Annotated in this window: 19 protein-coding genes; 10 read left to right on the plus strand and 9 right to left on the minus strand. The window is 63.8% G+C overall.

Features of this window, described 5'->3' with window-relative positions; genetic code table 11:
• Positions 1–36 precede the first annotated feature (36 nt).
• From GT748_RS10470 to hemA, 4 genes are all read right to left on the minus strand, one after another.
• On the minus strand, positions 37–567 hold the full coding sequence (locus GT748_RS10470) for a QueT transporter family protein (RefSeq protein WP_243148200.1): 531 nt from the start codon (positions 565–567) through the stop codon (positions 37–39).
• A 168-nt stretch (positions 568–735) separates the two neighbouring features.
• Positions 736–2013, minus strand: a complete 1278-nt coding sequence (hemL, locus tag GT748_RS10475) for a glutamate-1-semialdehyde 2,1-aminomutase (protein ID WP_021659776.1) — start codon at positions 2011–2013, stop codon at positions 736–738.
• Positions 2013–2996: a porphobilinogen synthase gene (gene hemB, locus GT748_RS10480; protein ID WP_021659777.1), complete on the minus strand. Its 984-nt coding sequence runs from the start codon at positions 2994–2996 to the stop codon at positions 2013–2015. The genes hemL and hemB overlap by 1 nt, the downstream gene beginning before the upstream one ends.
• A gap of 49 nt (positions 2997–3045) precedes the next feature.
• Positions 3046–4281, minus strand: a complete 1236-nt coding sequence (gene hemA / locus GT748_RS10485; RefSeq protein WP_161213614.1) for a glutamyl-tRNA reductase — start codon at positions 4279–4281, stop codon at positions 3046–3048.
• A 372-nt stretch (positions 4282–4653) separates the two neighbouring features.
• On the opposite strand from hemA, the gene secG reads away from it, so the two are divergent.
• The 4 genes from secG (at position 4654) to GT748_RS10505 (ending at position 7869) form a co-directional block, all read left to right on the plus strand.
• The gene (gene secG, locus GT748_RS10490) at positions 4654–4905 is read left to right on the plus strand and encodes a preprotein translocase subunit SecG (RefSeq protein WP_021659757.1); all 252 of its coding nucleotides are present in this window, start codon (positions 4654–4656) and stop codon (positions 4903–4905) included.
• 129 nt (positions 4906–5034) lie between these two features.
• Positions 5035–7137: a ribonuclease R gene (rnr, locus tag GT748_RS10495; protein WP_192926660.1), complete on the plus strand. Its 2103-nt coding sequence runs from the start codon at positions 5035–5037 to the stop codon at positions 7135–7137.
• 159 nt (positions 7138–7296) lie between these two features.
• Positions 7297–7566 carry a DUF2508 family protein gene (locus GT748_RS10500; protein ID WP_021659759.1) on the plus strand — a complete coding sequence of 90 codons (270 nt, stop codon included), beginning with the start codon at positions 7297–7299 and terminating at the stop codon, positions 7564–7566.
• A 36-nt stretch (positions 7567–7602) separates the two neighbouring features.
• Positions 7603–7869 carry a pro-sigmaK processing inhibitor BofA family protein gene (locus tag GT748_RS10505; protein WP_161213615.1) on the plus strand — a complete coding sequence of 89 codons (267 nt, stop codon included), beginning with the start codon at positions 7603–7605 and terminating at the stop codon, positions 7867–7869.
• Between the two features lie 216 nt (positions 7870–8085).
• Here the strand turns inward: GT748_RS10505 and GT748_RS10510 are convergent, their stop codons facing one another.
• The 5 genes from GT748_RS10510 to serS form a co-directional block, all read right to left on the minus strand.
• Positions 8086–8721 carry a hypothetical protein gene (locus GT748_RS10510; RefSeq protein WP_021658775.1) on the minus strand — a complete coding sequence of 212 codons (636 nt, stop codon included), beginning with the start codon at positions 8719–8721 and terminating at the stop codon, positions 8086–8088.
• Positions 8722–8925: 204 nt separating this feature from the next.
• Positions 8926–9552: a hypothetical protein gene (locus GT748_RS10515; RefSeq protein WP_161213616.1), complete on the minus strand. Its 627-nt coding sequence runs from the start codon at positions 9550–9552 to the stop codon at positions 8926–8928.
• A 106-nt stretch (positions 9553–9658) separates the two neighbouring features.
• Entirely contained in the window at positions 9659–10318 is a 660-nt protein-coding gene (locus GT748_RS10520; protein ID WP_021658800.1) for a hypothetical protein, read from the minus strand.
• A gap of 109 nt (positions 10319–10427) precedes the next feature.
• Positions 10428–10871 (minus strand): hypothetical protein, encoded by a 444-nt coding sequence (locus GT748_RS10525; RefSeq protein WP_143161530.1) that lies wholly within the window; start codon positions 10869–10871, stop codon positions 10428–10430.
• Between the two features lie 783 nt (positions 10872–11654).
• Positions 11655–12938, minus strand: a complete 1284-nt coding sequence (serS, locus tag GT748_RS10530; protein WP_044992173.1) for a serine--tRNA ligase — start codon at positions 12936–12938, stop codon at positions 11655–11657.
• A gap of 456 nt (positions 12939–13394) precedes the next feature.
• Here serS and vanR point away from each other — a divergent pair, with 456 nt between their 5' ends.
• The 6 genes from vanR to GT748_RS10555 all read left to right on the plus strand — a co-directional run bounded on the left by vanR (position 13395) and on the right by GT748_RS10555 (position 18594).
• A complete protein-coding gene (gene vanR / locus GT748_RS10535) occupies positions 13395–14090 on the plus strand; it encodes a VanR-ABDEGLN family response regulator transcription factor (RefSeq protein WP_044992175.1) in 696 nt (231 codons plus the stop codon).
• The gene (locus GT748_RS10540) at positions 14080–15234 is read left to right on the plus strand and encodes a sensor histidine kinase (protein WP_243148201.1); all 1155 of its coding nucleotides are present in this window, start codon (positions 14080–14082) and stop codon (positions 15232–15234) included. Before vanR ends, GT748_RS10540 begins: the two co-directional genes overlap by 11 nt.
• Positions 15235–16087: 853 nt before the next feature.
• Positions 16088–16846 carry a coenzyme F420-0:L-glutamate ligase gene (locus GT748_RS10545; RefSeq protein ID WP_021658810.1) on the plus strand — a complete coding sequence of 253 codons (759 nt, stop codon included), beginning with the start codon at positions 16088–16090 and terminating at the stop codon, positions 16844–16846.
• Positions 16847–17263: 417 nt separating this feature from the next.
• Positions 17264–17395 carry a hypothetical protein gene (locus GT748_RS15805; protein ID WP_279286087.1) on the plus strand — a complete coding sequence of 44 codons (132 nt, stop codon included), beginning with the start codon at positions 17264–17266 and terminating at the stop codon, positions 17393–17395.
• Positions 17396–17472: 77 nt separating this feature from the next.
• A complete protein-coding gene (locus tag GT748_RS10550; RefSeq protein WP_021658813.1) occupies positions 17473–17928 on the plus strand; it encodes a GNAT family N-acetyltransferase in 456 nt (151 codons plus the stop codon).
• A gap of 219 nt (positions 17929–18147) precedes the next feature.
• Entirely contained in the window at positions 18148–18594 is a 447-nt protein-coding gene (locus tag GT748_RS10555) for a CtsR family transcriptional regulator (protein ID WP_021658814.1), read from the plus strand.
• Positions 18595–18600: the final 6 nt, after the last annotated feature.

Genomic DNA, 18600 nt, shown 5'->3' on the forward strand with positions numbered 1-18600 from the left:
GGGGGGGGGGCACTTCTTTTGACCTATATCAACGACTTACTCCCCAAAGAGCTGGCGGTGCAGCCCCTTTTTCTCCAGCAGCAGGGCCAGGGGGATGCCCAGCAGGTAGACTATGGTGACCTCGCCCACCGCCACCCAGAGGGCGTTGGTGAAGAAGACCGGCAGGGTGAACGCCTCGCCGGGCACCAGCCAGATGGTCAGCTCGACGCCCACCACCACCGCGTTCCACAGAACCGGCATCAGCGCGGGGAGGAGGGGGAGCCGCCGCACCCGCACCCGGCGCAGGGCGCGGGTGCAGAGGGCGGCCCCCAGGGTGGCCAGGGGGCCGAAGACGATGTCCACCACCTCCATGGGGCTGCCCAGGTTGCCCACAATGCAGCCCACCGCCAGGCCGGGCACGGCGGCGGGGGTAAAGAGGGGCAGGATGCACAGCGCCTCGGACAGGCGAAACTGCACCATGCCGTAAGCGAGCCCCAGGGCGTTGGAGAGGTAGGTGAGGGCTACATAGAGGGCGGCGATCATGCCGGCCTGCACCAGGTAGCGCGTCGGGTTCCTTCGTTTCATCATTTCATCCATCCTTTAGTTTTATTTTGGGTCAGGAAGGTCTCGAACTGACCGCGCCGCCGGAGAAGGGCCCGGCAGACGCAACTCCTAGAATAGCGCATTTTTCGGCAGAAAACAAGCCTCTTTTCGCTGCCGAAAAGAGGCTTGTGGGGGGCGCTGGGAAGGGGAAAATCAGCGGGTGAAATAGGCCCTGGCCACCTCCAGGGTGCGCTCGATGTCCTCGCTCTGGTGGGCGTTGGAGAGGAAGATGGCCTCGAACTGGGCGGGGGCGAAGTAGCAGCCGTTTTGCAGCATATGGCGGAAGTAGAGGCCGTAGGCGTCGGTGTCGGCGCGGCGGGCGCTGGCGGCGTCCACCACCGGGCCGGGGGTGAAGAAGAGGCAGCCCAGGGAGCCCACGCTGTTGACGGTGCAGGGCGCGCCCCTCTCCCCGATGATCTCCCGCAGCCCGTCAAAGAGCTCGGTGGCGCGGGCGGCGGCCCGGGCGTAGACCTCCGGGTGGCCCTTGAGGATGCGCAGCTGGGCCAATCCGGCGGCCATGGCCACCGGGTTGCCGCTGAGGGTGCCCGCCTGGTAGACCGGCCCCACCGGGGCGATCTGCTCCATCACGTCCCGGCGGCCGCCGTAGGCCCCCACCGGCATCCCCGCGCCGATGATCTTGCCGAAGGTGGTCAGGTCGGGCTGTACCCCGTAAAAGCCCTGGGCCCCATCGAGCCCCAGGCGAAAGCCGGTGATCACCTCGTCGAAGATGAGGAGGGCCCCCTCTTTTTTGGTGATCTCCCGCAGCCCCTGCAAAAAGCCGGGGGCGGGGGGGACCAGCCCCATGTTGGCGGCCACCGGCTCCACGATGACGGCGGCGATCTGCCCGGGGTTGTCGGCAAAGAGGGCGCGCACGCTGCCCAGGTCGTTGTAGGCGGCGGTGAGGGTGTCCTCCGCCGTGCCCGCGGGCACCCCGGCGCTGCTGGGCACCCCCGCGGTCATAACGCCGGAGCCGGCCTTGACCAGCATGGCGTCGCAGTGGCCGTGGTAGCAGCCGTCAAACTTGACGATCTTGGGGCGGCCGGTGTAGCCGCGGGCGGCCCGCAGGGCGCTCATCACCGCCTCGGTGCCGGAGTTGACCATCCGCACCATCTCGACGGAGGGGACCAGCTCGCAGATGAGCTCGGCCATCTCCACCTCCTTTTCGGTGGCCGCGCCAAAGGAGAGGCCGCTCCCCGCCGCCGAGATCACCGCCTCGCGGATGGCGGGGAAGTTGTGGCCCAGGATCATCGGCCCCCAGGAGCCGATGTAGTCGATGTAGCGGTTGCCCTCCACATCCCAGATGAACTGCTTGTCCGCCTTGCGGATAAAGCGGGGGGTACTGCCCACCGCGGCAAAGGCCCGCACTGGGCTGTTGACCCCGCCGGGGATGTGCTGCACCGCCCGGGTAAAGAGCTCTTCCGAACGGCCCATCAGCCGATCCTCCCTTCGTCCATCCACCCGGCCAGCTCCTTGGCGTAGTAGGTGATGAGGATGTCCGCCCCGGCCCGGTAGACCGAGAGGGCGGCCTCGCAGGCCACCGCCGCCTCGTCGATGAGGCCGGCTGCCGCCGCGGCTTTGATCATGGCGTACTCCCCGCTGACGCTGTAGGCCGCGCAGGGGAGGGGGAAGGCCTGGGACACGTCGCGGATGACGTCCAGGTAGGAAAGGGCGGGCTTGACCATCAGCAGATCGGCCCCCTCCTCCACGTCCAGGGCGGCCTCCTTTATGGCCTCCCGCCGGTTGTGGGGGTCCATCTGGTAGCCGCGGCGGTCGCCAAAGGCGGGGGCGCTGTCCGCCGCCTCCCGGAAGGGGCCGTAAAAGGCCGAGGCGTATTTCACCGCGTAGGAGAGGATGGGGACATCGCTGCGGCCGGCCCCGTCCAGCGCCCGGCGGATGGCCCCCACCCGCCCGTCCATCATGTCGGATGGGGCCACCATGTCCGCCCCTGCCCCCACGTGGGAGAGAGCGGTCCTGGAGAGCACCTCCAGGGTCTTGTCGTTGTCCACCGTCTCCCCGTCCAAGATGCCGCAGTGCCCGTGGGAGGTGTACTCGCAGAGGCAGACGTCGGTGATGAGGTAGAGTTCGGGGAAGGCCGCCCTGGCCTGGCGCAGCGCCCGCTGCACCACCCCGTTTTCGTCCCAGGCGCCGCTGCCGCAGGCGTCCTTCTCGGCCGGCAGCCCGAAGAGGAGGACGGCGGGCACCCCGGCCTTCACCACCTCTTCGAGCCCCTGGCAGAGGGTGTCGGGGCTGTATCGCAGCTGGCCGTAGAGGGAGGGGATCTCCTCCACCACGCCGCTGCCCTCCCGCACAAACAGGGGGTAGATCAGGGAGGACTTGTCCACCCTGGTCTCCCGCACCATCTCCCGCAGAGCGGGGTTCCCCCGCAGGCGGCGGGGGCGCTTGGTCATATCCATATCGGCAATGCTCCTTTGCAGGTGATTTCTGTGGTGAAAAAGGGGGGGATCACTCCCCCCGGGGCCGGGCCGAGCGCCGCAGCGCCTCGATGCAGTCTCGGTAGAGGGTGCGGTCCAGCTCCTCCCGCAGGCCGTAGAGGAGGCGGGCGGCCGCCTTTTCGCAGGCGTCCCGCGCCCGGCGCTCCAGTTCGGCCGCCGCCTCGGGCCCGGCGGCCAGCTTGGCGATGGGCCGCTCCAGCCGGGCGGCCGCGTCGTCGGCCACCAGGGCCGCCACCTCCCGCACGGCGGGGAGATGGGGGCGAAAGTCGCACCAGTCGCAAAACCCGTCCGCGGCGGCCTGCAAAATGGCCTCGGCCCGCGCCACCTCCTGGCGACGGGCCTCCCCCTCGCCGCCCCCCTCCAGGTCGTCGATGTCGTAGAGGGTGACGCCGGGGAGCGCCCCCAGCCGGGAGGAGATGTCCCGCGGCACTGCCAGGTCGATGAGCACCCGCTCCGCCCCGTCGGCGAGGACGGGGGCCGCCTCTTCGTAGCGGAGGGTGTGGTGGGGGCTAGCGGTGGCGCTGACGAGGGCGCGGCAGCGGGCCAGCCCCTGCAGCCGCTCGTCGTAGCGGATCACCCGGCAGCCTGCGGGGATCTTGACCTCCCCCGAGCGGTACTGCCGCACCGTCATCTCCACCCGGCAGCCCAGGGAGACCAGGGTGGAGGCGGCCAGCCGGCCCATCTCCCCGTTGCCGATGACCAGGCAGGGGAGCCCCTTTAAATCGGGAAAGTGGCGGCAAATCAGGTCGGCCGCCCGGCTGGCGGAGGAGCTGTCCATCGCCGTCAGCCGCACCGAGGTCTTGACCTCTTTGGCGGCGGTGACGGCCGAGAGGAAGAGGCGGTCGAGCACCCCGTCGGCGCTGCCGCAACTGCGGGCCAGGGTCAGGGCGCCCTTGACCTGGGCGATGATCTGGTCCTCCCCAAAGACCCGGGAGCGCAGCCCGCAGGCCAGGGCGAAGAGGTGGTCCACCGCCGCCCGCCCCCGGCGGACGGCAAAGGGGATGTCCGCCGGGTCGGCCCCCTTGAGGGCGCCCAGCAGCGCGGCGGGGTCGAGGGCCGCCCCCTCGGCGCAGGAGAGCCAGAGCTCGGTGCGGTTGCAGGTGGAGAGGAGGACCGCCCCCTCGAGCGCGGGCTGTTCGGCCAGCCGGGACAGGGCCTCGGCCGCCTCGGCCTTGGTGAAGGCAAAGCGCTCCCGCAGTTGCAGGGAGGCGCGGTGATGGTCGATGCCCGCCATGGCGATATTCAAAAGCGCTCACCCCCAAAAGAAAGAAGCCCCGCGAGGGGCAGTGAAAATCTCTCTTTTCCCATTTTACGACAATCGCCCCAAAAGCACAAGGCAAAGAGGGGGGCGGCCGGGGGAGAATTTGGCGGTCTCTCCGCCCCCTTCTTTGGGCAAAAAAGAGAGCCGGCGGTTTCCCGCCGGCTCTGTCCAGTGGACAATACTTGCAAACGCCAAAAAATAAAGGTACACTGGACAAGAACTAGTCTGTCCCCGCCGCGGGGTATTTATGCGAAAAATCGGGGAAAAACAAAATTGACAAGCCCCGGTGGGTGTGCTAGAATATGAATGTTATTTTGAGGTCTTGAGCGAGAAAAAATTCTATTCGGAGGGTTCGCCGTGAATACAATTCAAATCGTAGCGGGCGTGTTGCTGATCATCGCCTGCCTGGTAATCATCTTGATGGTGATGATGCAGGAGGCCACTTCCGGCATGTCCGGCGCCATCAGCGGCGGCGCGACGCAGTCCTACCTGGGGCGCTCCGGCGGACGGACCCCGGAAGCTCTGCTGAGCAAGTGGACCAAGATCGCAGCGGTCGCCTTTTTTGTACTGACAATTTTAGTCGGCGTACTTGAAATATTTTTTAAGTAAGATGAGAAAAAGCACCCTGCCGGATGTGCAGGGTGCTTTATTTCGCAAAAAATTCGTCGGATATTGTGGATGAAAAGACAGTTGGGCCGGGACGGCCCCTGGGAAAAGGACAGGTGAACGACCATTAAACTGAAAGAAACGGTAGAGAAACAGCTGCGGGAATCCCGTCAGCCCTACATGAACATGAAGCTGCTGTGCACCCGGATGCCCAGCTTTCAGAAGTACCAGATCCGGGCCTGCCTCAACGAGCTGGAGAGGGAGGGCAAGGTCTACTTCTCCAAGGAGAGCGGCTACGCCCTCTGCTCCCGGCTGGGCATCGTCAGCGGCACGGTGGTCAAGGTGGCGGGCAAGTTCGGCTTTGCCCAGCTCGACGACGAGGAGGGCACCCAGGTCTTCATCCCCGGCCGCTTTTTGATGGGGGCCATGGCGGGGGAGAAGGTGCTGCTGAAGACCCGCCCCAGCCGCACCGGCCAATCGCTGGAGGGCGAGGTGCTCCACGTCACCCCCGACCCCGACGGCGGCTACATCGGGGTGCTGCACCAGGCCGGCCAGAGCTGCTGGGTGGTGCTCGACTCGATGCCCAAGACCGACATCCAGGTGCGCCCCTCCAGCGTGGGGACCGCCAAGGACGGCGACAAGGTGATGGTCAAGCTGGCGGTGCGAGGCAAGAGTCACTTCAGCCACGTGGCCGAGGTGGTCACCGTCTTCGGCGACAGCAAAAAGGCCAAAAACTGCTGCGACGCCATCCTGGTGGAGAACAAGGTCAAGCTGGACTTTGACGAGGCCACCCTGCAGGAGGCCGCGGCTGTGGGCGAGCGGGGGGTGGACCCCGCCGACTTTGCCGGCAGAGAGGACCTGCGGGACTGGTGCATCTTCACCATCGACAGCAAGGAGACCAAGGACATCGACGACGCCATCTCCTTTCGCCAGGTGGAGGGCGGTTTCGAGCTGGGGGTGCACATCGCCGACGTGTCCCACTACGTGAAGCGGGGCAGCGCCCTGGATGCCGAGGCCTTTGAGCGGGGCACCTCGGTCTACTACGCCAACGCGGTGGTGCCCATGCTGCCGGTGGAGCTCTCCAACGGGGTCTGCTCCCTCAACCCCGACGAGGACCGGCTGGCCCTCTCCTGCATCTGCAAGATGGCCCCCTCGGGCGAGATCCTCGGCTACCGCATCGCCAAGACGGTGATCCGCTCCTGCAAAAAGTGCGCTTACAGCGAGGTAAACGCACTTCTGGACGGCACCGCCACCCCCGAGGTGGAGGCGGCCTACGCCCAGGTGAAGGAGACCCTTTTGCAGATGGGCGCCTTCGGCAAGGTGCTGGAGGCCCGCCGCTTTGGCCGGGGGGCCATGAACATCGAGAGCATGGAGGCCAAAATCGTCATCGACGAGAACGGCGATCCGGTGGACATCCTGGTGAGGGACCGGGGCGACTCGGAGAAGATGATCGAAGAGTTCATGCTCACCGCCAACGAGGCCGTGGCCCGCTTTGGCAGGGAGAAACAGCTCCCCTTTGTCTACCGGGTGCACGAGGACCCCGACCCCGAGCGGTTGGAAGTGTTGCAGGGGATCGTCAAGGCCTTTGGCCACCCCTACCTGAAAATCAAGGCCGGGGCCCCCTCCAAGGTGCTGGCCGATGTGCTGGATGTCACCCGGGGCAAGCCCGAGCAGATCCTCATCCACAAGATGGTGCTGCGCTCCATGGCCAAGGCCAAGTACGCCGAGACCCCTCTGGGCCACTACAGCCTGTCGCTGCACGACTACACCCACTTCACCTCCCCCATCCGCCGCTACCCCGACCTCTCGATCCACCGCATCCTCACCGACTATCTGGACGGGGTGCCGGCCGAGGAGATCAAAAAGCGCTACGGCGAGTTTGTCAAGGAGGCCGCCCTTCAGTCCACCAACCGCGAAATCGGGGCCATGCTGGCCGAGCGCTCCTGTGACGACGCCTACAAGGCCCAGTACATGGAGCGGTTTGTGGGCCAGGAGCTGGACGGGATCATCTCCGGCGTGGCCAGCTACGGCTTTTACGTCCAGCTGCCCAACACCGCCGAGGGACTGGTGCGGCTGGCGACCATCGAGAACACCGACTTTGAACTGTCGGAGGACGGCACTAAGCTGGTGGAGGAGCGCACCGGCCGCACCCTGCGCATCGGCGACCCGGTCAGGGTCAAGGTGCGGGCGGTCAACGTCTCCCTGGGCCAGGTGGATTTTGACCTGGCAAAATAGGATTTTTCCCCCGAAAACGCCTTTGCGAGGGCGGAGCTGCGGCTCCGCCCTCTTTTTGCGCCCGGGTGCGGGTTACTAAAACCTTCCCCCGCTGCATACAAATGGTAGCGACCGGGCAGACTACCACTACCGACAGCGAAGCGGAAGGGGGATTTCCCAGTGGAAGCGATCATCAAGGCGCGCGCGAGCGCGCGAGACTGGCTGCGCCGGGCCAAAGGCGAGGAGCAGCCTTCCGACCTGGAGCAGATATTGGGGGACATCGCCCGCACCAACGACGAGTTGGCGGCGGCGGTCAACCGGTTCAACTTTTCCTGTGACGACCTGCTCATCGACGCGGCTGCCTTTGAAATGCAGGCGCTGGAGAGCAGACTCGCCTTTCTCTACCGCAAGGCAAAGGAAAAGGGACTGCACATCGGGGCGCAGGGGTGAGCCCTGCCCCCGCCATAAAAGGGGATGGAAAACAGGATGGACAGCTATACCTGGGCCCTCATCGCGGTGGCGGTGGTGGCCGTGCTCTGCATGATCTGGGCCTTTTCGCGGGGGCGGCACCCCTGTCCCACCGCCCTCTTTACCGGCCTGGCGGGCATCTGCGTTCTGCTGCTGCTCAACGTGCTCTCGCCCTTTATCGGGCCGACCCTCAAGCTCAACTTCTACACCTGCGGCGCCTCGGCGGTGCTGGGGGTGCCGGGGGTGGTGGGGATGCTCTTCTTGAAATTCCTCTTTGGGCTGTGAGGGTACATAGGAGCTCCGGCGGGCCAAGGCCCCAGGGGGAGAAAAAAGGCATTCGGCCCAACCGGGCCGAATGCCTTTTTTTGCGGCGGTTTTCCAATCTGCCCTGCGCGGTGGAGAAGGGGGCGGCGGTTTTCCCCGATCCCTGCAGCGCGGAGACAAAAAACAGGCGGGCGCCCCAACGGGAGCGCCCGCCTGTTTTTTATTGTTCGGTGCGATCTACTGCTCGTAAACGCCCGAGATTAGCCACTTGTCACCGTGCTCGACGACGGTCACCTTCAGGGTGGAGTCCACGTAGGGGGCGGCGGCGACGATCTCTTCCATCTTGTCAAACAGCTGGGGGGCCAGGGCGTCGGTCAGCTTCTGCTGCATGGCGGCCTCTCCCTCGTTCTGCATGACTTCCAGCAGCTCGTCCATGTGCTCCAGCGCGTAGGTCTGGCCCAGGAGGGCGAACTCCTCAGAGGCGGTGGAGAAGTCGATGCTGTCAAAGTCGAGCTGTTTGATGTTGACGACGGCGTAGGCCTCGCCGTTTTTCTCCTCGGCGCTCACCAGGGTGTACTCTTTGATCACCTTGCCGACCACGTTTTTGAAGAAGTCTTTGGCCTCGGTCTGGAAGACCTCGCCCATCTCGTCGGCGCCGAAGGACTCGTCGAGGGTCTTCTCAAACTCGACCAGCCCCATCTCGTCGGAATAGCCCTCTTCACAGGCCGCGCTCAACGCCTGCACGTCCCCCGCCTGCATGGCGGTGAAGTAGCTGTCCACGGCGTTTTTGATGGCCTCTTTGTTGTTTTTTCCACAGCCGGTCATGGAGACGCAGAGCGCCAGGACCAGTGTGAGTGTTGCCAGTTTTTTCATATAATCCCTCTTTCAAAAGAAATGTTGTTGCCATTATACCACAGATACAAAAATTTGTGGACTGTTTTGGCCGCAAAACCGAAAAATCGGGGGAAAAGGCGAACAAACGACAGCGAAAGGGGAGGAGGATGTCTGTCCGACCGACAGCGCAAAAAAGAGAGCCGCTTTAGACGGCTCTCTTTTTTGCGGAGGGGGAAGCTGGACCTACCGGGAGAGCTGGGTGATGACCCAGCGGTCGTTCTGCTTTTCGAGTTTCACCTCAAAGGTGTAGTCTACCGCCTTGATCTTGTCCACACTTTCGCCCATCTTTTGAAAGAGGAGAGGGGCCACCCCGTCATAGAGTTTTTTCTTCATGGCCGCCTCTCCCTGGGTCTGCATGACGGCAATCAGCTCGTACATGTGGTCCTCGGTGTACTGGTTGCCCAACTCCTGCACCAGCGCCGTGTTGTCCATGGGGAGCTGGCCCAAGTCGAGCATCTTGACGCTGAGGGTGGCGACCGCCTTTCCTTTTTCGATGGAGAGGCTGTCCAGCTTGTACTCCTTGACAAATTTGGCGATGGTGTCTTTGCCAAACTGCTCGGCCTCACTGCGGAAGACGTCGCCGAATTGGTCGGTGACAAATCCCTCCATCACCTCGGCAGAGAGGACCATGGTGGTGTGGTCCGAGAGATCGTCGTCGCAAAAGTCCTTGGCCCCGCTCAGATCCCCCGCCTGAAAGGCGGCAAAATAGCCGTTGACCACCTCTTGAATGGCCTTTTCGTCCTTGTTGCCGCAGTCGGTGAGGGCCAGGCAGAGCACAACGACAAGGGCGGTACTGATGAACTTTTTCATATTCCTTCTCCTTTCGCGGGCGGTCGCCTAGACGGGTCGGCCGCCCTCTCAAAGCGCTCTGCCGGGGATGGGGCATCCCCCTCTTTTTTGCCGGCAGGCGGCTTTTTTACAGTTCCTGAATGCGATCGATGCGCCACTCGCCGTCGTTTCCCTTGAGGGTCAAAACGCAGGCGAAGTCGACGGACTCGATCTCGTCGACCTGTTTGCAGAGGTCATCGTAAATCAGGGGGGCGACAGCATCGTAGAGCCACTGTCCCATGGCGTCCTCCCCTTGGGAGCGCAGGATGGCGGCCAATTCGTACAGATGGGTGTCGGTGTACTGGGTGATGATGGCCTCCGGCTCCAACTGCAGGGGCAACTGGTGGAAATCAATGGACTTGCCGCGAACCGTCACCCTGGCCGTTCGCTCTTTGGTGGGAGAGCCCTTCTCGATTTCAATGCTCTCGATGGCGTAGCTGGGGACAAACTTGCTCAAGGCGTGCTGGAGAAACCGCTCCCCCTCCTGGCGGAAGGTGTCGCCCAGGTTCTCGCGGAGGAGAACGTGGATCAGGTCGTAGTAGTAGGCGACCTTGTCCTCGATGCGGAAGGTGCCGGAATCGTAGCGCGGGGTGCAGCTCTCCTCCGTTGCCCTCTCCCACTCGCCCTCCTGCACGGCGGCAAAGAAATTGTTGACGGTGCTCTCAATGGCCTGCTGATCCCTCTTCCCGCACCCCGAAAGGGCGAGGCAGAACAGGGCGGCCAACAGGATGCTTCCCCATTTTTTCATGTCACTTCCCCCTTTTGCAAACGCCCTTTTCCCGGCGGGGCGCTCTGCGCTTCCGTCTAGTTGGGCCGGGTGCGGCTGACCAGCTACCTTCCATCGGCCTGTTTTAGGGTCATCTCCATCTCAAAATCCTCTGCCGGGGCGCTGTCCACCGAAGTGCGCATCTTCTCAAGGAGGAGGCCATAAAGCCCTTCGGAGATCTTTTCCTCCATCGCCTTTTCCCCTTGGGTCTGCAGGACGGCGGCAGCTCGTAGAGGTGCTCATTGACGCACTGGGTGCCCAAATCCTCGTTGTACACAGGGAAGGAGTCGTTGAGCAGGTCGATCTTCTTTCCGGTGAGAACGGCGGTGGCATGGCCATTCTCCTCCTTGGCGCTCACCAGGCTGTATTGGCGAGTGGTATGCGCGGCCAGGTACTTGGCGAATGCCTGTCCCCGTTTCTCAAATCCGCCGCCCAGCGAGGTGGTGCCGAATTCCGCCTTCATGGCATTGCAGTAAAAGCGGATTTTGTACTCGTCGGTGAAGTTGTCGGTGCACAGTTCGTCCAGCCCCTCCAAATCGCCCGCCTGCAGGGTGGCAAAGTAGCCGTTGACGGTGTCCTAGATTGCCTCCTTGTGGTTGGCCCCACAGCCGGTGAGGACCAGCGTCAGGGCGAGGAACAGTGCCGGCGCCCCGCCGGACGTCCTCTTCATGTTCCCCCTCTTCTCGGTTGGATTAGCGATTTCTTTCGACTTGTTTCGACAGAACTTTTTATTATTATAGCACACAAAACAAAAGAGAGAATGATTTGTGAAAAGTTCTATGACAGTGTAGAAAAACGAAGGCCAAAATTGTGCAGGGGGACAGGGGAGGAGGACAATTTTACGGCGGGGCAAAATGGCCCTAGCCTCTTCTAAAAAGCAGAAAGAGAGGTGGATGAAGGGGGGATTGTACGAACGGCTGTTGTCACTGGATAAAGAAGTTTTTTGAGAGGGCCTATCTCCCCGCCTGGGGTCGGTTGACGGCGGAGTTGCACAGCGATTTTTGGGAGTGCGGCGGGGATATTTCTCTCCTTGACAGGGAGGCGGCGACCCTGCCCGCCTGCGGAGCGGACGGAGGGATTTCCATCTACAACTTTGCGGTCAAGGTCCTCTGCCCGCGCCGCTATCCGGCCCGGTATTTGACCCGCACGGGCGGCAGGATTTTTGACTGGGCCTCCATCTGGGAGGAGAAAGCTGTTGCCTCGCCGCTGCCAAGCGATGCCTTTGCCGGCGAGAGGGGGTGGGTGGGGGTGCGGGCGGGATGCTGCCGCAAAAAAGAGAGGGGCGCCGGTCCGGCGCCCCTCTCTTGGGCAGATCGCTCTATTTTCCCAGCTTGTCCTTGCCGCCCATGTACATCCGCAGCGGCTGGGGGATGGCTACGGTGCCGTCTGCCTGTAGGTTGTTCTCCAGATAGGCGATGAGCATCCGCGGCGGGGCCACCACCGTGTTGTTGAGGGTGTGGGGGAAGTAGTTTTTCCCGTCGGCCCCCTTGACGCGGATGCCCAGCCGCCGGGCCTGGGCGTCGCCCAGGTTGGAGCAGCTGCCCACCTCGAAATACTTTTTCTGGCGGGGGGACCAGGCCTCCACGTCCAGGCTCTTGACCTTCAGGTCGGCCAGGTCGCCCGAGCAGCACTCCAGGGTGCGCACCGGGATATCCAGGCTGCGGAAGAAGTCGACGGTGTTCTGCCACAGCTTGTCGTACCACATCATGCTGTCCTCGGGCTTGCAGACCACCACCATCTCCTGTTTTTCAAACTGGTGGATGCGGTAGACCCCCCGCTCCTCAATGCCGTGGGCGCCCACCTCTTTGCGGAAACAGGGGGAGTAGCTGGTGAGGGCCTGGGGCAGCTCGGCCTCGGGGAGGATGGTGTCGATGAACTTGCCGATCATCGAGTGCTCGCTGGTGCCGATGAGGTAGAGGTCCTCCCCCTCGATCTTGTACATCATGTTCTCCATCTCGGCAAAGCTCATCACCCCGGTGACCACGTTGCTGCGGATCATGAAGGGGGGCACATAGTAGGTGAAGCCCCGGTCGATCATAAAGTCCCGGGCGTAGGAGAGGATGGCCGAGTGCAGCCGGGCGATGTCCCCCTTGAGGTAGTAAAAGCCGTTGCCGCTGGTGCGCCGGGCGCTGTCCAGGTCGATGCCGTCGAGCCCCTCCATGATGTCCACGTGATAGGGCACCTCAAAGTCGGGCACCACCGGCTCGCCGAAGCGCTCGATCTCCACGTTCTCGCTGTCGTCCTTGCCGATGGGGACCGAGTCGTCGATCAGGTTGGGGATGACCAGCATCCGCTCGCGGATCTGCTGGGTCAGCTCCTCCTCCTTGGCCTTGAGCTCGCTCAGCTCCCCGGCGATGGCGGCCACCTTGGCCTTGGTCTTCTCGGCCTCTTCCTTAAGCCCCTTGCCCATCAGGGCGCCGATCTCCTTGCTGATGGAGTTGCGCTGGCTGCGCAGCAGGTCCCCCCGGGACTTGGCCTCGCGGAACTCCCGGTCCAGCTTTACCACCTCGTCCACCAGGACCAGCTTTTCCTCCTGAAATTTTTTCTTGATGTTCTCCTTGACCCGCTGGGGGTCCTGCCGCAGCAGATTGATGTCCAGCATCGCTTCTCTCTCCTCTTCTTTCAAAGCTGTGGGGCAACAAAAAAGCCCCTCGTCCCCAGCTGCCCTCTCGGCGCTGTTGGGACGAAAGGCATTCCTTCCGCGTTGCCACCCAAATTGCTCGCCCCTGCAGGGCGGCCTCTCGACAGTGCGGTAAAGGGCACCGGCCTTCGGCTCGTCGCCGACAGCTCGGGGGTGGAAAGGCCCGTCCCTCCCGCCGGTTTGCACCAACCACCGGCTCTCTGGGCGGATTCGCGGACCGCAGTTCCCGTCGTCGCTGTGAAATGCTGTTTTCTTGCCTTCAGTATACCCCATTTTTCCCCGCCGTGCAACCAAAATGCAAAAAAGTCCGCCTGCTTGGAGGAGGGCCGTATTTCGCAAAAACACAGAAATTCTCAATAAATATCCGCCCCCTTTTCTGGTACAATGGAAAAAATGGGAGAAGAGGGGGATGCGCAGATGGGCGAGACGGTGTTGGTGGTGGACGACGAGCGGGAGATCGCCGACCTCATCGAGGTGTACTTGAAAAACGAGGGCTTTGCGGTGCGGACCTTTTACCGGGCCAAAGACGCCCTGGCCTGCATCGCCGGGGAGAAGATCGACCTGGCGGTGCTGGACGTGATGCTCCCCGACGGGGACGGCTTTGCCCTCTGCCGCAAAATCAGGGAGGAGCACACCTTTCCCATCCTCCTGCTGACGGCCAAGGGGGAGGAGACCGACAAGATCACCGGCTTTGCCCTGGGGGCCGACGACTACGTCACCAAGCCCTTTCGCCCCCTGGAACTGGTGGCCCGCGTCAAGGCGCAGCTGCGGCGCTACACCCGCTACAACCCCGCCGCGGCCCGCCCCGACGGGCTGCTGGTGCGGGGCGGGCTGACCGTCGACCCCGGCACCCACGAGTGCACCCTCGACGGGAAGCCCCTGGTGCTCACCCCCACCGAGTTTGCCATCCTGCAGATCCTCTGCGAGGAGCGGGGGCGGGTGGTCGGTTCAGAGCAGCTCTTCGCCCAGATTTGGGGCGAGGCCTATTTCACCAAGAACAACAACACCATCGCCACCCACATCCGCCACCTGCGCGAGAAGATGGGCGACTCGGTGGAGCGGCCGAAATACATCAAGACGGTGTGGGGAGTGGGGTATAAAATTGAGGGGTAACGGCTGGCGGCAAAAGCCCTATCGGCAGATGATGCGCAAGGTGTTCGGGCGGGTGCTGGGCATTGCCCTGCTGGCGGTGGTGACGGTGGCGGTGCTGCGCTCGGCCGGGCGGGGAAAGATCGGCAACTGGATCGCCGGGTGCATCAGCACCTACCTGGGGGTCAGCTGGGAGACCGCCGCCCGGCTCTACTTCAACTATGTGCGCCAGAACCTGGACATCTTTTTGTGGGTGGCCATCGTCGTCTTCTTCCTCCTCTTTTTCTGGGCGCTGTTGAGCTGGTTCACCGGCTACTTTGACGAGATCATCGCCGGGGTGGACTGGCTGGCCGGCGGGAAGGGGGAAAATCTGGTCCTCCCGCCCGAACTGGATTTTATGGCCGAGAAGCTGGGGGCGGTCAAAGACGAGTTGGAGCGCAGCGCCGCCGCCGAGCGGGAGGCCGAGCGCCGCAAAAACGACCTGGTACTCTACCTGGCCCACGACATCAAGACCCCCCTCACCTCGGTCATCGGCTATTTGAGCTTGCTGGACGAGGCGCCGGATATGCCCCCCCAGCAGCGGGAGAAGTACATCCGCATCGCCCTGGAAAAGGCCGGCCGCCTGGAGGGGCTGGTGGGGGAATTCTTTGAAATCACCCGGGACCTGCTGCAACAGGAGGCCCTTTCCCGCCAGCCGGTGGACCTCTGCTGCATGCTGGTACAGGTGGCCGACGAGACCTATCCCCAGCTGGCCGCCGGGGGGCGGCAGGCGAGGCTGCACCTCCCCCCCTCGCTCTGTGCCTGGGTCGACCCGGACAAGATGGCCCGGGTCTTTCAAAACCTCCTCAAAAACGCCGTCGCCTACGGCGCGCCGGAGGGCGACATCCACATCTTCGGCAATCGGACAGGGGAGAGGGTCTCTGTCTGCTTTGAGAACGCCGGCGACATTCCCCAGGAAAAGCTGGAGGCGATCTTTGAGAAGTTTTACCGGCTCGACGCCTCCCGGCAGACGGCCACCGGCGGCGCAGGGCTGGGGCTGGCCATCGCCCGGGACATCGTGCAGCGCCACGGGGGAAACATCCGGGCCGAGAGCGGGGGCGGGCGCATCGCCTTCACCGTCGACCTGCCGGTGGGGACTGGCAGAGGGCCATCAGGACCGGCGAGATAGATAAAGAGGAGCGGGCGGTTGCCGAACGGGGCAGCCGTCCGCTCTCCCTTTGCCGCCCGGCCTTTTTGGCCGGTCTCGCTTCCGCGCCGCCTGCTCAAGGGGGTTCCCGCGCCATCCCCCCTCGGCAGAGTTCCTGCTGCCTTTTCCGTGCCGCCTCTCCTCCCGCGGTTTTCCCGCGCTGCCGCTCTCATCCCCGCTTGCCGATTTTTCTGCGCGACCCCTCCCGGGCGCCATTACGTCAGTTTTCCGGCGCCGCTGCTCTCGAGCAGCCTCCCATCGGTTTCCCCAGCCCCCATTCCCAGCCCTTCTTCTTGCTGAATTTCCTGCGCGGCAGCGCCCAGTCGCCCTCCCGCCGACTTCCCTGTGTCCTCCCATTTCCCGGACATCCTCCCATTGCTTTTCCCGCGCTACGGCGCTGGGTATGCCCTCGCCAGTTTCCCTGCGCAATCGCATTGGGCAGCTCCCTGTCGCTTTTTCTGTATTGCCGCTTCCGCCACATCTTACAAGGTTTCCCGCACCACCTCTCCCGGCTGCTCCCTTGCCAGTTTCCCTGTACCATGGCCACTGGCTTCCCTTTCGCCAATTTCTCCGTGCCGTGGACATCGGCCCCCTTCTTGCCGGTTTCTCTGCGCTGGAACGCTCGGCCCTCCTGCCCACTCCACCTCCCCCTGCCGCTGCGTCCGCCTATCTCTGGGCCGTTTTGGTACCCCCTTCCGCCGAGTCTTGAGAAAGCCTCCATCAATTCCCCACTTTTTCTCCATCTCCCCTCAAAACACCGCCCCACCGCCCGCGCTAGAATGGGTCCTGTCAAAGAGAAACGGGCCCGCCTGGGCCGGAGAGGAGCAGTCGAGAGATGGACGAGAGAGAAAAAGAGCAGTCGAGAGACGGGGAAAAGGGGGTACAGCGCCCCGCCTCGGTGGCGGGGACCGTCATCAACCCCGACAAGGAGGAGGAGATCACCTGGCAGGGGATGCGCTATCGGCGGCTGTGCATCCGCACCCCCGTCATCACCGCGGGGGACGACATCGTGCAGGTGGCGCGCCGGTACGCCGGGCCGCTGCTCGAGAAGGGGGACATCCTCTTTGTCACCGAGAAGGCGGTGGCCTGCACCCAGCGGCGGGCCATCCCTCTGGAGGAGATCCATCCCCGCCCCTTGGCCCGCTTTTTGAGCCGGTTTGTCCGCCGCACCCCCTACGGCATCGGCCTGGCCATGCCCGAGACCATGGAGTGCGCCCTGCGGGAGTGCGGCACCCTCCGCATCCTGCTGGCGGCGGCGGTCTCGGCGGTGGGGAAACTGCTGGGGGAGCGGGGCTGGTTTTACCGGGTGGCGGGGTATCGGGCGGCCAGCATCGACGGCCCCTGCCCCAACACCTTGCCCCCCTACAACCGCTATGTGGTGCTGGGCCCCCTCCGCCCCGACGGGGTGGCCGAAGAGCTGGCCCAGGCCCTGGGTTGTGCGGTAGCGGTGGTGGACCTCAACGACCTGGGGGGCGAGATCCTCGGGGTCTCCGACCGGCGGATGGACCGGGCGCACCTGCGCGCCCTGCTGCGGGACAACCCTCTGGGCCAGTGCAGCGAGCAGACCCCCATGGGGATCCTCCGCCGGGGGTAGCAGGGCAGGGCCCGGTGTGTTATGGCGGGAAAAAACAGAGGGAGGGTGGTGCGCCGTGGTCACAGAAGAGCCGACAAAAGAGACGACCGCGCAGTGGCGGGCCCTTTGGGAGGGGTACCGCGACCGGCTGCGGCCGGACCGGGCCTCGGGGCGGGCGCTGCTTGGCTATCTGCAGGGCAGGTATGAGCTGACCGAAATGTTCGACGGGTGGGCCGCCGGTAGCGTGACCGGCAGCGTTTTGGGAAATGCCTGCTGCCGCGAAAAGTTGCCGCCCGCCCTGCCGCACGGACTTTTTATCTGGAAAACAGCGGGGCGGGGAAGACCCTGTACGAGGGGGAGAGCGACGGCTCGGTTTCCGGGGGAAGGGCGGGTGGAAAAATCTTCGTCGGCATCGACACGGTCACCGGCTTTTTTACGGTGGAGGGGAGCACCCTGCTCTGGGACGAACTCTGCGCCGCCCGAGGGCTGGACGAAGAGGACATCCAGAACCTTGTCTCTGTCGCCCAGTACGTCGCCGCGAGGGAGCGGCTGAGCCGCCCGATCCGGTGAGACTGCCCGCGCCTTTTCCCCGCCGTCCCTTTGTGCTATAATGGCGGGGAATCGTGAAAAAGGGGAGGGCGCTTGAGATGGCGAGACAGCTGCAAAGCGAGGCCCTGCGGTGCGAGTGGCACCGGGGCAAAGAGGGGGCGGAGGACGGATTTGCCCTGCGGATGGAGGTCTTTACCTACGAGCAGGACTTTCCCGCCGAGATCGAGGTAGACGAGGTGGACGACACCGCATACCACCTGATCGTCCGCCGGGGCGGCGAGGCGGTGGCCGTCTGCCGCCTCTTTCCCGGAGAGGAGCCGGGGCAGTACATCGTCGGCCGGGTCTGCGTCAAGAAGAGCTGCCGGGGCCAGAAGCTGGGCCTTTTGCTGATGGAGGAGACCGAGGGCAAGGCCCGCGAACTGGGGGCCCACTCACTGCTGCTGCACGCCCAGGTGCAGGCGGCGGGCTTTTACGAGGCGGCGGGCTACACCTCCCAGGGCAAGGCCTTTACCGAGGACGGCTGGCCCCATGTGAGCATGCTCAAAGAGCTGTGAGAGAAAAGAGAGAGCGGGCGCTGGTGAAGCGCCCGCTTTTTTTGTCAGAAGGCGAAAAAGGGCGAACGGTCTCAAAAATAGGCGCGTGGGAGAGGTATTTCTAATTTTTGATACTTTGACTTTTCCTGACTTATGGGTATACTGATTTCATAAGGTCAGATAAAGTCAGCTTCTATTGCATAGAGATAGAGACGAGGCCCAGAAAGGGGAAGGGGAACGATGAAAATCAGCGACTTGATCACCCAGCGCATCCTCCAGTTGATGGAGGAGCAGGACGGCATTGCCGAGATCCAGCGCAACGAGTTTGCCGGGGAGATCGGCTGTGTGCCCAGCCAAATCAACTATGTCCTCACCTCCCGCTTTACGCCGGAGCAGGGCTACACCATCGAGAGCCGCCGGGGGGGCGGGGGGTACATCCGCATCACCCGCATCACCGTGGGGCCGCAGAACTTCATCATGCACGTGGTCAACTCCATCGGCGAGGCGCTGGACGAGAACACCGCCCGCATCCTCTTAAAGAATCTGGCCCAGCGGGAGATCTTGAGCGAGGACACTGCCCGGCTGATGCTCTCGGCGGTGTCCGACAAGACCCTGCGCCCCTGCCCCCCCGACTGCCGCGACCGGGTGCGGGCGGCCCTGTTTAAAAACATGCTGCTCAACGCGTGAGGAGGA

The sequence above is a fragment of the Bittarella massiliensis (ex Durand et al. 2017) genome (assembly GCF_009876955.1).
Lineage (GTDB): Bacteria > Bacillota > Clostridia > Oscillospirales > Ruminococcaceae > Bittarella > Bittarella massiliensis.

Coding starts and splice junctions, on each gene's coding strand:
- GT748_RS10545 (WP_021658810.1), top strand. CDS start 16,088: ATGGACGAGAGAGAAAAAGAGCAGTCGAGAGACGGGGAAAAGGGGGTA.
- GT748_RS10555 (WP_021658814.1), top strand. CDS start 18,148: ATGAAAATCAGCGACTTGATCACCCAGCGCATCCTCCAGTTGATGGAG.
- GT748_RS10550 (WP_021658813.1), top strand. CDS start 17,473: ATGGCGAGACAGCTGCAAAGCGAGGCCCTGCGGTGCGAGTGGCACCGG.
- GT748_RS10515 (WP_161213616.1), bottom strand. CDS start 9,552: ATGAAAAAGTTCATCAGTACCGCCCTTGTCGTTGTGCTCTGCCTGGCC.
- GT748_RS10520 (WP_021658800.1), bottom strand. CDS start 10,318: ATGAAAAAATGGGGAAGCATCCTGTTGGCCGCCCTGTTCTGCCTCGCC.
- GT748_RS10510 (WP_021658775.1), bottom strand. CDS start 8,721: ATGAAAAAACTGGCAACACTCACACTGGTCCTGGCGCTCTGCGTCTCC.
- GT748_RS10505 (WP_161213615.1), top strand. CDS start 7,603: ATGGACAGCTATACCTGGGCCCTCATCGCGGTGGCGGTGGTGGCCGTG.
- serS (WP_044992173.1), bottom strand. CDS start 12,938: ATGCTGGACATCAATCTGCTGCGGCAGGACCCCCAGCGGGTCAAGGAG.
- vanR (WP_044992175.1), top strand. CDS start 13,395: ATGGGCGAGACGGTGTTGGTGGTGGACGACGAGCGGGAGATCGCCGAC.
- hemB (WP_021659777.1), bottom strand. CDS start 2,996: ATGGATATGACCAAGCGCCCCCGCCGCCTGCGGGGGAACCCCGCTCTG.
- GT748_RS10470 (WP_243148200.1), bottom strand. CDS start 567: ATGATGAAACGAAGGAACCCGACGCGCTACCTGGTGCAGGCCGGCATG.
- hemL (WP_021659776.1), bottom strand. CDS start 2,013: ATGGGCCGTTCGGAAGAGCTCTTTACCCGGGCGGTGCAGCACATCCCC.